The 11,959-nt window shown below is 71.2% G+C and carries 11 protein-coding genes; 5 read left to right on the forward strand and 6 right to left on the reverse strand.

Translation table 11 applies throughout. From position 1 onward, the window contains the following. Nucleotides 1–1,068 carry an L-glyceraldehyde 3-phosphate reductase gene (gene mgrA / locus WFJ01_RS07395; RefSeq protein WP_308220712.1) on the reverse strand — a complete coding sequence of 356 codons (1,068 nt, stop codon included), beginning with the start codon at nucleotides 1,066–1,068 and terminating at the stop codon, nucleotides 1–3. 228 nt (nucleotides 1,069–1,296) lie between these two features. Between mgrA and WFJ01_RS07400 the strand changes: the two genes are divergently transcribed. Further along, nucleotides 1,297–1,962 (forward strand): DUF998 domain-containing protein, encoded by a 666-nt coding sequence (locus WFJ01_RS07400; protein ID WP_336628679.1) that lies wholly within the window; start codon nucleotides 1,297–1,299, stop codon nucleotides 1,960–1,962. Nucleotides 1,963–2,120: 158 nt separating this feature from the next. Here the strand turns inward: WFJ01_RS07400 and rsmA are convergent, their stop codons facing one another. Then, nucleotides 2,121–2,969 carry a 16S rRNA (adenine(1518)-N(6)/adenine(1519)-N(6))-dimethyltransferase RsmA gene (gene rsmA, locus WFJ01_RS07405; RefSeq protein WP_292884490.1) on the reverse strand — a complete coding sequence of 283 codons (849 nt, stop codon included), beginning with the start codon at nucleotides 2,967–2,969 and terminating at the stop codon, nucleotides 2,121–2,123. Between the two features lie 36 nt (nucleotides 2,970–3,005). Between rsmA and WFJ01_RS07410 the strand changes: the two genes are divergently transcribed. Continuing rightward, the gene (locus WFJ01_RS07410) at nucleotides 3,006–4,292 is read left to right on the forward strand and encodes an MFS transporter (protein ID WP_292884488.1); all 1,287 of its coding nucleotides are present in this window, start codon (nucleotides 3,006–3,008) and stop codon (nucleotides 4,290–4,292) included. Here WFJ01_RS07410 and WFJ01_RS07415 read toward each other — a convergent pair. The 3 genes from WFJ01_RS07415 to WFJ01_RS07425 form a co-directional block, all read right to left on the reverse strand. Then, nucleotides 4,274–5,158, reverse strand: a complete 885-nt coding sequence (locus WFJ01_RS07415; RefSeq protein ID WP_336628680.1) for a TatD family hydrolase — start codon at nucleotides 5,156–5,158, stop codon at nucleotides 4,274–4,276. The two genes, WFJ01_RS07410 and WFJ01_RS07415, sit on opposite strands and share 19 nt — an antisense overlap. A 4-nt stretch (nucleotides 5,159–5,162) precedes the next feature. Further along, nucleotides 5,163–6,740 (reverse strand): methionine--tRNA ligase, encoded by a 1,578-nt coding sequence (gene metG / locus WFJ01_RS07420; protein WP_336628681.1) that lies wholly within the window; start codon nucleotides 6,738–6,740, stop codon nucleotides 5,163–5,165. A 261-nt stretch (nucleotides 6,741–7,001) separates the two neighbouring features. After that, entirely contained in the window at nucleotides 7,002–7,616 is a 615-nt protein-coding gene (locus WFJ01_RS07425) for a class I SAM-dependent methyltransferase (protein WP_336628682.1), read from the reverse strand. Between the two features lie 117 nt (nucleotides 7,617–7,733). Here WFJ01_RS07425 and WFJ01_RS07430 point away from each other — a divergent pair, with 117 nt between their 5' ends. Together WFJ01_RS07430 and WFJ01_RS07435 are read left to right on the forward strand one after the other, a co-directional pair. Next, on the forward strand, nucleotides 7,734–8,300 hold the full coding sequence (locus tag WFJ01_RS07430; RefSeq protein ID WP_251446738.1) for an RNA polymerase sigma factor: 567 nt from the start codon (nucleotides 7,734–7,736) through the stop codon (nucleotides 8,298–8,300). After that, nucleotides 8,266–9,270: a CU044_5270 family protein gene (locus WFJ01_RS07435; RefSeq protein WP_251446735.1), complete on the forward strand. Its 1,005-nt coding sequence runs from the start codon at nucleotides 8,266–8,268 to the stop codon at nucleotides 9,268–9,270. Before WFJ01_RS07430 ends, WFJ01_RS07435 begins: the two co-directional genes overlap by 35 nt. Before the next feature lie 271 nt (nucleotides 9,271–9,541). Here WFJ01_RS07435 and rsmI read toward each other — a convergent pair whose 3' ends face one another. Continuing rightward, nucleotides 9,542–10,363: a 16S rRNA (cytidine(1402)-2'-O)-methyltransferase gene (gene rsmI / locus WFJ01_RS07440; protein ID WP_251446732.1), complete on the reverse strand. Its 822-nt coding sequence runs from the start codon at nucleotides 10,361–10,363 to the stop codon at nucleotides 9,542–9,544. Nucleotides 10,364–10,386: 23 nt separating this feature from the next. Between rsmI and WFJ01_RS07445 the strand changes: the two genes are divergently transcribed. Continuing rightward, a complete protein-coding gene (locus WFJ01_RS07445; RefSeq protein ID WP_336628683.1) occupies nucleotides 10,387–11,958 on the forward strand; it encodes a dolichyl-phosphate-mannose--protein mannosyltransferase in 1,572 nt (523 codons plus the stop codon). Nucleotide 11,959: the final 1 nt, after the last annotated feature.

The following is an 11,959-nucleotide window of genomic DNA, read 5'->3' on the forward strand; positions in this document are numbered from 1 at the left end:
TCAGAGCTCCGAGGAGACCGACCACAGGTTCACATCGAGACCCGCGCCGGCCACCCGATCGATGCGCGCGAGCTCCTCGGCCGTGAGCTCGGGCGCGTCGAGCGCCCCGAGGTTCTCGTCGAGCTGCGCGGGCCGCGAGGCGCCGATGAGCGCCGAGGCCACGACGCCGTCGCGCAGCACCCACTGCAGGGCCAGCTGGGCGAGACTCTGACCGCGCTCCCGGGCGAGGTCGTTCAGCGCGCGCAGGACCCCGAGGCCCTCGTCGCTGAGCGGGCGGTCCGGCAGGGAGCCGCGCTTCTGGGCGCGCTCGGCGGTGCCGTCGTCGAGGTACTTGCCGGTGAGCAGCCCCTGCGCGAGCGGTGTGAACGCGATCGCCCCCATCCCCTCCTCGCGGAGCGTCTCGGTGAGACCGTCCTCCACCCAGCGGTTCAGGATCGAGTACGAGGGCTGATGGATCACGAGGGGCGTGCCGAGCTCGCGGGCGATGTCCGCCGCGGCCTCCGTGCGCTCCGCGCTGTAGGACGAGATGCCGACGTACAGCGCCTTGCCCTGCCGGACGAGAGTGTCCAGCGCGCCGATGGTCTCCTCGATGGGCGTCTCCGGATCCACCCGGTGCGAATAGAAGATGTCGACGTAGTCCAGCCCCATCCGGGTCAGCGACTGCTCGGCGCTGGCCAGGATGTACTTGCGGCTGCCGAGGTCTCCGTACGGCCCCGGCCACATGTCCCAGCCCGCCTTCGACGAGATGATCAGTTCGTCACGGTAGGGCCGCAGGTCCTCGGCGAAGATCCGCCCGAAGTTCTTCTCCGCGGAGCCGTACGGCGGGCCGTAGTTGTTCGCCAGGTCGAAGTGTGTGATCCCCCGGTCGAACGCGTGCCGCAGGAGGGCGCGCTGATCGTCCATCGGGATGTTGTCGCCGAAGTTCCACCACAGCCCGAGCGAGATCGCCGGCAGGAAGAGGCCGGACGACCCGACCTGCCGGAAATGGGCCCCCTCATAGCGGTCCGCGGCGGCGGTGTGGGGGCGATGGATGTCGAGGACGTCTGGGCGGAAGCGCGGCTCGGTCACCGTCCCAGGTTAGCGGCGCTGCGCCTCGTCGCACCCGATTCCCCGGCTCTCTTTCCACGGTTCGGGCGGGCCGGGGCCCCGGGCGGCGCTCGCCGATATCTCGCAGACTCGCTAGGATGATCGGCCAACCGCGGACCGAGCCCGATCCGCGTCCGATCACGCTCGCCCCCAGTGCGGATCTCCACCCGAAAAGTGCATTCGCCCGAGCGTGCGGCGACAGGATCCGTCATGCACTGGCCTCGGCGTACCCCCCTCGTGCTCCTGGCCGCGGGAGTGCTCTGCGTATGCATTCCCGCAGCCGCGCTGACCACCGCCGACCCCCGGTGGTGGCTCTCCTGCTTCAGCAGGCTCGGCGCGATGCAGGACGACTCCAGCGCGTACTTCAACCTCGGGATGGTGCTCGCGGGTGCGGTGATCGCCCTCGCCGCCGTGCCGGTCCGTCGCGGCCTCAAGAGCGGATCCCTCGCGGGAATCGGCGCGAATGCGGCTGTTTCGACGGTCGTGCCGCTGCTCATCGTCGGGCTCGGCCTCAGCCTCGCGCTCGTCGGCGTCCTGCCGCTCTCCTACAACGTGTTCGCGCATGAGCGCGCCGCCAACGGCGCCCTCGCCTCCTCCGCGGGGCTGCTCCTCATGCATCGCCTGCACCTGCGCGGGGCGTCCCGCACGCTCGACCGCCTCGCCGTCGGAGCGACGATCGTGCTCGCCGTCGGCATGACGGCCCTGGTCGCCGGGGTCATCACGCTCACGGTGTTCGAGGCGCTCGCCTTCGGCTCCGTGATCGCCTGGCTGCACACCCTCGAGACGCGGGTACGGCGCCCGCTCCCCGCCGCGCCGCGCCCATTCACGGCAAACTCTCAGCATTTGTCCTTGTCCCCCATTTGGGGGACAAGGTGATCCGGTGTTATTGTCGAGACCTCAGCTGAGGAAGTCGACCGGGATCTGGGGACTCGGTCGACGTGAAGGTACCTCCAAGTGAAGTGAATGTGCCCTCTCGGGAACCCGAAACCCGAGAGGGCACAACTTCGGGGGAAATGGATCCGGGCTCGATCCGCTCAGGCCTTCGGCGCGACCCGCGCGATGCGGTGATAGTCGTCCACGGTGAGATCCTCACCCCGCGCCGTCGGCGCGACGCCGGCCGATTCGAGCACGGCGGAGGCCTCGGCGGAACTGCCGAAGATCCCGGACAGCGCCTGACGCAGCATCTTGCGCCGCTGGTTGAACGCGGCGTCCACGATCGCGAACGTGCGCAGACGCTCCTGGTCGGATCCGCGCGGCTGCGGATCCCGATGGAACCCGACGAGCAGGCTGTCGACGTTCGGCACCGGCCAGAACACCTGTCGCGACACCGTGCCGCTGAGCTTCCACGGCCCGTACCAGGCGGCCTTGACGCTCGGGGCTCCGTAGATCTTTGAGCCGGGCTTCGCCGCCAGCCGCTCCGCGACCTCGGCCTGCACCATGACGACGCCGCGCTGGAGGTAGGGGAAGGTCTCGAGGAAGTGCAGCAGCACCGGCACCGAGACATTGTAGGGCAGGTTCGCGACGAGCACGGCCGGCTCGCCCGGCAGCTCCGTCACCCGCATCGCGTCGGCGTCCACGACGGTCAGCGCCCCCTCCGGCACGCCGCGGTCGAGCGCGGTCTGCGGCAGGCGCGCGGCGAGGCGGTGGTCGATCTCCACCGCGGTGACGCTCGCGCCCGTCTCGAGGATCGCCAGGGTCAGCGATCCGAGACCCGGGCCGATCTCCACGACCCGCTCCGACGGCTGCACGGCGGCGGCCTGGACGATCTTGCGCACGGTGTTCGCATCGACGACGAAGTTCTGGCCGAGCTTCTTGGTGGGCGTCACATCGAGTTCGGCGGCGAGCCGGCGGATATCGGCGGCGCCGAGCAGGGAGACGGTCATCTGACCATTGTCCCCTACCGTCGATAGTCTTCTCGGATGTCCTGGATCGGTGAAGTCGTCGCGCCGCGCCGCCTGGGCACCGACTTCCGCTGGCTGCTCGCCTCGAGCTGGACCAGCAACGTCGGCGACGGCGTGGCGCTGGCGGCCGCTCCCCTGTTGATCGCGTCGATGACCTCGTCGCCGATCCTCGTGGCGGCCGGCGCGATCCTGCAGTTCCTGCCGTGGCTGGTGTTCGGGCTGCACGCGGGCGCGATCGCCGACCGCTTCGACCGCCGCCGGCTGGTCATGGTGGCGAACGGTGCGCGCGCGCTCGTGCTGCTCGCGCTGTGCGCGTTCCTCGTGACCGGCGTGGCGAACATCTGGATCGTGCTGGCCTCCGCGTTCCTCTACGGCACCGCGGAGGTGTTCGTCGACACCGCGGGATCCACACTGCTGCCGATGCTCCTGAAGCCGGTGGACCTCGGGCTCGGCAACGCCCGCCTGCAGGCGGGGTTCCTCGTCGCGAACCAGTTCGCCGGTCCTCCGCTCGGCGCGTTCCTGTTCGCCGCGGGCCACGCGTGGCCGTTCCTGCTCGAGGCCGTGTGCGTCAGCCTGGCGGTCGTGCTGATCTCCCGGATCGCGCGGACTCCGGTGCCTCCGCGCGACGCGGGCGGCTCGACGACGGCCGCTGCGGATCCGCGCCCCGCGAAGGTGCACACCGACATCGCCGAGGGCCTGCGCTGGCTGTGGCGGAACCCTCCGGTGCGGATGCTCGTGGTGATCATCCTGCTGTTCAACGTGACCTGGGCGGCACCCTGGGGCGTGCTCGTGCTCTACGCGACCGAGCATCTGCGCATGGGGGCGATCGGCTACGGCATGCTCACGACCGCGTCGGCCGCCGGCGGACTGCTCGCGACGATGAGCTTCGGCTGGCTGGAGCGGCACGTGTCGTTCGCCACCATGATGCGCGTCTGCCTCTCGCTCGAGGTCGTCATGCACCTCGCGTTCGCCCTGACCACCCAGGGCTGGATCGCCCTGATCATCATGTTCGTGTTCGGCTTCTACGCGTTCGTCTGGGGCACGATCTCGACCACGGTGCGGCAGCGGCTCGTGCCGCATGAGCTGCAGGGCCGGGTGTCGTCGGTGAACTCCGTCGGGGTGTTCGGCGGGATGGTCATCGGCCAGGCGCTCGGCGGGGTGCTCGCGCAGGCGTGGGGGCTCACCGCGCCGTGGTGGTTCGCCTTCGCCGGAGCGGCGCTCACCCTGCTGTTCGTCTGGCGGCCGATCTCGCAGATCGTCTCCGCGCGTCCCGTGCTCGACGAGGTTCAGGCGAACGAGCCGTAGACCTCGAGCGTGTTCGCGGCGATCTGCGCGGCGAGCTCGTCGACGTCGACGCCGAGTTCGGCCGCCAGGAAGCGCAGCGTGATCGTGATCAGGTAAGGCGCGTTCGGGCGCCCCCGCAGCGGCACCGGCGTCAGGAACGGCGCATCGGTCTCGACGAGGATCCGCTCCCGCGGCGTGACGGCCAGCGCGTCGCGCAGGTTCTGCGCGTTCTTGAACGTCACGTTCCCGGCGAAGGAGAGGTAGTACCCGGCATCGGCGCAGACCCGCGCCATCGCCTCGTCGCCCGAGAAGCAGTGGAACACCGTGCGCTCCGGGGCGCCGACGCGGCCCAGGGTCTCCAGCACGTCGTCGTGGGCGTCGCGGTCGTGGATCTGCATCGCGATCCCGTGCTTCTTCGCGAGCGCGATGTGCGCCTCGAACGAGGCGTGCTGGGCGGCGCGCCCCGGCTCCTCGGTGCGGAAGTAGTCCAGCCCGGTCTCGCCGATCGCCCGGGTGCGCGGGCGGGCGGCGAGACCGTCGATCACCGCGAGCGCCTCGTCCAGGAGTCCGGCGTCGGCGTAGGCGGGAGCGTCGTTCGGGTGGATCGCGACGGCGGCGAGCACGCGCGGATCCGACTCGGCGGCATCGACGGCCCAGCGCGACGACTCGATGTCGCCGGAGGCCTGCACGACGCCGGCGATCCCGACGGCCTCAGCCCGGTCCAGCTGCTCGGTGAGCGACAGGCCCACGTCGCCGTCGGCGATCTCGAGGTGGCAGTGGTTGTCGTACACCGGCACCGCGAGCGGCTCGGGCGCCTCGGGGTAGCGCAGGTCCTTGCGCCCCTCGGTCGCCCGCTCGCGCACGTAGGTGTCCGGGGTCTCGCTCATGCGGTCAGGCCGTGGCCTCGATGCGCGGGAAGAGCGGTGCGAGCGCCTGCACGCGGATCCCCGCCGGCAGCTGCCCCCAGCGCCCGGCGTCGCGCAGCGGCTGCGCGGTGAGCGCGCCGAGGCCGCTCTCCGCACCCAGGGCGTCCCAGAGCTTCGCGGTCGACTGCGGCATCACCGGCGACAGCAGGACCGCGAGCGCACGCAGCCCCTCGGCGCAGGTGTACAGCACGGTCCCGAGGCGGTCGCGCTGCTCCTCGTCCTTGGCGAGCGCCCACGGCTCGTTCTCGGTGATGTAGCCGTTGAGCGCGTCGACGATCGTCCACACATCGGCGATCGCCTCGTCGATGCGGAACCGCTCGACGGCGGCGTCCGCGTCGACCGCGGCCTTCGCCACGAGCTCCTGCACCGCGAGATCCTGCGGGGTGTACTCCCCCGCCGCCGGCACGACGCCGTCGAAGTAGCGCTCGATCATCGCGATCGTGCGCGAGGCGAGGTTGCCGAACCCGTTCGCGAGCTCGGCCTGGTAGCGGGCCGAGAGGTCCTCCCAGGAGAAGGATCCGTCCTGCCCGAACGCGATCGCGGAGAGGAAGTAGAACCGGTAGGCGTCGGATCCGAAGACGTCGGTGATCTCGGTCGGCGCGATGCCGGTGAGCTTCGACTTCGACATCTTCTCGCCGCCCACGAGCAGCCAGCCGTGCGCGAACACGCCCTTGGGCACCTCGAGGCCCGCCGCCATGAGCATGGCCGGCCAGATCACCGCGTGGAAGCGCAGGATGTCCTTGCCCACCACGTGGTACGCCGGCCAGCGGCGCGCGAAGGTCTCCTCGTCGGAGCCGTAGCCGACGGCGGTCGCGTAGTTGAGGAGCGCGTCGACCCACACGTAGATGACGTGCGAGGTGTCCCACGGCAGCGGGATGCCCCAGTCGAACGTGGAACGCGAGATGGAGAGGTCCTTGAGTCCCTGCGAGACGAACGAGACGACCTCGTTGCGCGCCGAGTCGGGGCGCACGAAGTCGGGCTCGGTCTTGTAGAGCTCGAGCAGGCGGTCCTGGAACTCGCTGAGCTTGAAGAAGTAGTTCTTCTCCTGCAGCAGCTCGAGCGGCTTGGAGTGGATCGCGCAGACCTTGAGGCCCTCGAAGGGACCGGTGCCGTCGACGATCTCGGACTCGGGCTTGAACTCCTCGCAGCCCACGCAGTACAGCGCCTCGTACTCGCCCGCGTAGATGTAGCCCGCGTCGTAGAGCTTCTGGAAGAACACCTGCACGTTGGTCTCGTGCCGCTCCTGGGTGGTGCGGATGAAGTCGTCGTTGGCGACGTCGAGGGTCTTCAGCAGCGGGAACCAGCTCTCGCTGACGAGCTTGTCCACCCACTCCTGCGGGGTCACGCCGTTCGCGGCCGCCGCACGCAGCATCTTCTGGCCGTGCTCGTCGGTGCCGGTGAGCATCCAGGTGTCGTCACCCGACTGGCGGTGCCAGCGCGCGAGGGTGTCCACGGCGACGCTGGTGTAGCCGTGCCCGATGTGGGGCACGTCGGAGGGGTAGTAGATCGGCGTGGTGATGTAGAAGGACTCGCCTGCGGGCATGCGTTCGATTCTAGGCGGGATGCGGGGCGCGGTTCGGACGATGACGACGGCGGACGCTTCGCTCGGAGAAGGACGCGATCTTCGGACGGGATCCGCGGATCCCGTCCGAGCCCGGCGGGCGCCTCGCGCGGAGATGTGCGCTTCGATCGGACGGATTCACCCGTTTCGTCCGAAGCAATCGCACATCTCCGAGCGGCGCGCACGCCCCTCCGCGCGGCGGAACCCCCTGCCAGGGGCCCAGGCCCTGTCTCGACCCCGTCTTCAACGGCGTTCGGCGATCACGGCCCCGTGCGGTCGGACGCTGCCCGCGGCGCCCGGCTCTCGCTCCCGTCGTTCGGCGTGCACGACGTCGAGCCCCGCGTCGCCGAGCAGCGCGGCAAGGGCCTGCGCCGACCAGTAGCGGGCGGGTGCGACGGCGTGGGCGAACTCCTCGCCCGGTGCGCCGTCGAAGAAGCCGATGAGGATCCGGCCTCCGGGGGCCGTCACCCGCGCCAGTTCGGCGAGCATCCCCGGCAGCTCCTCGGGCTCCGCGTGGATCAGCGAGTACCAGGCGAGGATCCCTCCGAAGGCGCCGTCGAGGTACGGCAGGTCGCAGATCGACGCCGCCTCGAAACGCAGGCCGGGATGCGCGGCACGCGCCGCGGCGAGGAACTCGGCGGAGACGTCCGCCCCGATCACGTCCCGTCCGCTCTCCGCGAGGAACGCGGTCCACAGGCCCGGCCCGCAGCCGGCGTCGAGGAGCTGTCCGGGGGTCTCGTCCCGCCAGCGCGCGATGAGCGCCACATCGGCGTCCTCCAGCTGCTCGATGCTCCCGATCAGCGCGATGTACTCGGCCGCCCGCGCGTCGTAGGCCGCCGCCACCTGCTCGTCCCGCATCCTCCCAGCCTTCCCTTCGACCCGGATCCACGGCCCGCGGCGCGCCGTCGAGGACGCCGAGGAGGCCCCACCCGGAAGAATCGTGAACACGAACGACTCCTCCGAGGAATACAGGATGTGAACAACGACAACACGGTGATCGCGAGGTCGGTGACGGATCCGTCGGCCTTCGGCGAGATCTTCCACCGCTACGCAGGAGCAGTGCATCGCTATGCGGCCCGACGGGCCGGTGACGCCGTCGCCGACGACGTCACGAGCGAGACCTTCCTGATCGCGTTCCAGCGCCGCGCCCGGTTCGATCCCGCACGGGAGGATGCCCGACCCTGGCTGTTCGGCATCGCGACGAACCTCATCCACCGCCATCGCATCGCCACCGCGCGGGTGCTGAAGGCGATGGAACGCAGCGCGCCATCGCCGGTGACGACGCACCACCCCGACGAGGCGCTGGACGCGCAGCTCGCGGTCGGACGTCTCGCCGGGCGGATCCGCCGGCTCTCCGCCGGGGACCGCGACTGCCTGCTGCTGTTCGCCTGGGCCGAGCTCTCGTACGACGAGATCGCCGAGGCCCTGCACATCCCCGTCGGCACGGTGAAGTCGAGACTCAACCGCGCCCGGCGCCTGCTCCGCTCCACACCTGAGGAGGGTGAAAATGGACGACCTGACCTTGCTCCGCAGACTGCGTGACGACGTCGCCGAGCCCGACGCGGCCCGGCTCGCTCCTGCGTACCGGAAGCTCGAGACCGCGATGCGCGCGGCCGAGAAGACCTCCGCATCCCGCGCGCCGCGCCGCCGGCACCCGGTGCGCTGGGCCGCCGTCGGCCTCACCGCCGCGGCCGCCGTCGCCGCGGCCGTCGTCGTGGGCGGCGTGCTCGCCCCGCCGCATCCGCAATCGGCGAGCGCCGCGGCGATCGTGCTGCGCCAGGCCGCCGCCGAGGCGATCACCTACAGCGATCCCGAGGCGGGACCGGGGCAGTACCTGAAGTTCCACACCCGCGCCGACTGGGCCAGCTACCAGGGCACGTCCGACCAGACGGTCACGAGGCTGCCGTCGAACATCCAGAACGTCGACGTCTACATCCCCTCCGATCCGGGTGCCGAATGGGCGCTGTACCGGGACTGGGAGCACGGCCAGACCGGAGACGGCGCGTTCGTCGCGGAGACGATCCACGCCCCGGAGGGCCGGTTCTACGGCAGCCCCTGGGCCTCGCAGGACCTGAGCGCGATCCCGATCGGATCCGGCGCCGAGACCCTCGCCTACTTCGACGCGCAGTACCAGGGCGGCTCGGCGAGCCGGGACGAGGACGACTTCGTGCGGATCACGGATCTGCTGCGCACCTACCCGGTGCCGGCTCCCGTGCGCGCGCGTCTCTTCGAGGCGCTCGCGCTGATCCCGGGCACCACGTCGACCGACGGCGTGGCGAACCTCGACGGGCGGGTCGGCGTGGCGATCGGGCGTGACGAGCCGCAGCGCTCGGGCGAGCGCCAGGAGATCATCATCGACCCCGGCACGGGCCAGGTCATCGGAGAACGCCGGTTCTTCCCCGCGGGCGCGGTGGCGGCAGGCGAGGAGCAGACGGTCCTGACCGCGATGTCCGTCACGGTCGTCGACACCGCACCGCCGGCGACCACGCCCGCGCGCGACGAGAACGGGTGACGGCGATGCGACCCGCACTCACCCCCTCCGCGCTGACGCTGCCGCCGACGATCAGCGTGCCTGTGCCGCCGATCTTCCGACCGCCCGCCGATCCCGCCGTCCCCGACCCGCGGCAGTGACGCGACGACAGGATCCGGTGCTCCTCGAAGGCACCGGATCCTGTCGAGTGCACGGGAACTCCGCGCGGAAGACCCGTGCGCTCGACGGCACGGCGTGCGCTCGACAGCGCAGCGGGCGCGCGGCCGGCGCCGGAGGCACGGCGTCGGAGGGGTCAGGCGCTGCGGGCGGCGAGCGCCGCCTGGTACAGATCGCGGGATCCGAGTCCCGTGGCGGCGGCGACCTCGGCGCAGGCGTCCTTCAGCCGCACCCCCGAGGCCACCAGCGCCTGCACCTGGGACAGCGCGTCCTCCGGCGAGACGACGCGGGGCGCGGCGCCCTCCACGACGACGACGATCTCGCCCTTCACGCCCTCGGCCGCCCAGGCGGCCAGCTCGGCCGCACCGCCGCGACGCACCTCTTCGAACAGCTTCGTGAGCTCGCGGCACACGGCGGCGCGGCGGTCCGCACCGAAGGCCGTAGCCATGTCGTCCAGGGTCGCGGCCAGGCGCGACGGCGACTCGAAGAACACCATCGTGCGGGGCTCGGTCGCGAGCGCCGCGAGTGCGGAGCGGCGCTCCCCCGGCTTGCGCGGCAGGAACCCCTCGAACGTGAACCGGTCGGTGGGCAGCCCCGACACGGCGAGGGCCGTCACGACCGCGCTCGGCCCCGGGATCGCGGTGACGGTGACGCCCCGCGCGGCGGCCGCGGCGACCAGCCCGTACCCGGGGTCGCTCACGGTCGGCATGCCCGCATCGCTGAGCACCACGATGTCCTCGGAGGCGGCGAGCTCGGCGAGCTCCGCGGCCTTGGCCTTCTCGTTGTGGTCGTGCAGCGCGATGAGCCTCGGCCGGTTCGCGATGCCGAGGGCCTGCAGCAGCCGCTGCGTGGTGCGGGTGTCCTCCGCGGCGATGATCGTGGCGCCCTCCAGCACCTCGACCAGGCGCCGGGACGCGTCGCCGAGATTTCCGATCGGAGTGGCCGCGAGGATGATCACCCGCCCCAGCATAGGCTGAGCGGGTGACCGCGCCCCTGCTGCCGCCCCTCGAGGAACGGCACGACGACCGTCCCACCGGCTGGGAGCGCCTGCGCGACGCGTGGCTCGGGGATCCGGCGAGGCTGCGGCTGGTGAGCTGGCTCGCCCCGGCCCTCGTCACGCTGCTCGCCGCGGTGCTGCGGATCACGGGGATCGGGCATCCGCACGCGATCGTCTTCGACGAGACGTACTACGTCAAGGACGCCTGGTCGCTGTGGGTGCAGGGCTACGAGGGCACCTGGGGCGACAAGGCGAACGAGCTGTTCGCGTCCGGCGACACGAGCACCCTGCAGACCGCGGGCTCCTTCGTGGTGCACCCGCCGCTCGGCAAGTGGCTGATCGCGCTGGGCATCGCCGCCTTCGGCCCCGGATCCAGCTTCGGCTGGCGCATCTCCACGGCGATCATCGGCACGCTGACGGTGCTCGTCGTGTACCTGCTCGCCAAGGCGCTGACCCGCTCCGTCGTCGCGGCCACCCTGGCCGGACTCCTGCTGGCCGTCGACGGGCTCGGCATCGTGCTGAGCCGGATCGGCCTGCTGGACGGGATCCTGACGTTCTTCATCGTGCTCGGGATCCTCTTCCTCGTGTACGACCGGCAGCGGGTGATGCCCCGCCTGCAGGACCGGACCTCGCACGAGCGCGGCGACGCGCCGACGCTGTGGGGCCGGGTGTTCTGGGGCCGCCCCTGGGTCGTCCTGGCAGGACTCGCGCTCGGCGCCGCGACCAGCGTGAAGTGGTCGGGCGCCTACGTCCTCGCCGCCGCGGGGATCTATCTCGTCGTCACCGACGCGCTGGCGCGACGCCGCGCGGGCGTCGCCCTGTGGCCGACCGATGCCGTGCTGCGCCAGGGGCCGGTGAGCTTCCTGCTGCTCGTGCCGGTGGCCGCCGCCACCTACCTCGCGTCCTGGAGCGGATGGTTCCTGACCTCGGGCGGCTACGACCGCAACGCGGCGGACGGCGCGCTCGCCTCCTGGCTCAAGTACCACTCGGACATCCTGGCGTTCCATGTGGGGCTCACCTCCTCGCACCCGTACGCCAGCCCGGCGTGGCAGTGGCCGCTGCTCATCCGCCCCACCGCATTCTGGGTCGGCGGCCAGGACGCCCCCTGCTTCGGCACCGATCACTGCATCGGCACGATCACGTCGATCCCGAACCCGCTCATCTGGTACCTCGGCGTCGCCGCCGCGGTATACCTGCTGGTGCGCTTCGTGCGCGGCCTCGTGCTGCGCTCCCCGATGCCCTGGAGCTACGCGATCCCGCTGGTCGGGCTCGCCGCCACGTATCTGCCGTGGCTGGCGTTCCCCGAGCGCACGATCTTCCAGTTCTACACGGTGGTGATGGCGCCGTTCCTGATCCTCGCCCTGGTGCTCGCGCTGCGCGACATCGCCGGAAGACGCAGCGCTCCTCGCCATCGCCGCCAGGCCGGTCAGCGCACCGTCCTGGTGATCGTGGTGCTGATCGTGCTCGTCAGCGCCTTCTGGTATCCGCTGTGGATCGGGCTGCCGGTGCCGTGGTGGTTCTGGCAGGCCCACAACTGGATGATCACCTGGATCTGAC

This window comes from Microbacterium sp. MMO-35, from assembly GCF_037147555.1.
Taxonomy (GTDB): Bacteria; Actinomycetota; Actinomycetes; order Actinomycetales; family Microbacteriaceae; genus Microbacterium.

Bases quoted from the DNA above. Each gene is read 5' to 3' on its own strand.
- WFJ01_RS07400 (WP_336628679.1), top strand. From the start codon at position 1,297: ATGCACTGGCCTCGGCGTACCCCCCTCGTGCTCCTGGCCGCGGGAGTG.
- rsmA (WP_292884490.1), bottom strand. From the start codon at position 2,969: ATGACCGTCTCCCTGCTCGGCGCCGCCGATATCCGCCGGCTCGCCGCC.
- WFJ01_RS07410 (WP_292884488.1), top strand. From the start codon at position 3,006: ATGTCCTGGATCGGTGAAGTCGTCGCGCCGCGCCGCCTGGGCACCGAC.
- WFJ01_RS07415 (WP_336628680.1), bottom strand. From the start codon at position 5,158: ATGAGCGAGACCCCGGACACCTACGTGCGCGAGCGGGCGACCGAGGGG.
- metG (WP_336628681.1), bottom strand. From the start codon at position 6,740: ATGCCCGCAGGCGAGTCCTTCTACATCACCACGCCGATCTACTACCCC.
- WFJ01_RS07425 (WP_336628682.1), bottom strand. From the start codon at position 7,616: ATGCGGGACGAGCAGGTGGCGGCGGCCTACGACGCGCGGGCGGCCGAG.
- WFJ01_RS07435 (WP_251446735.1), top strand. From the start codon at position 8,266: ATGGACGACCTGACCTTGCTCCGCAGACTGCGTGACGACGTCGCCGAG.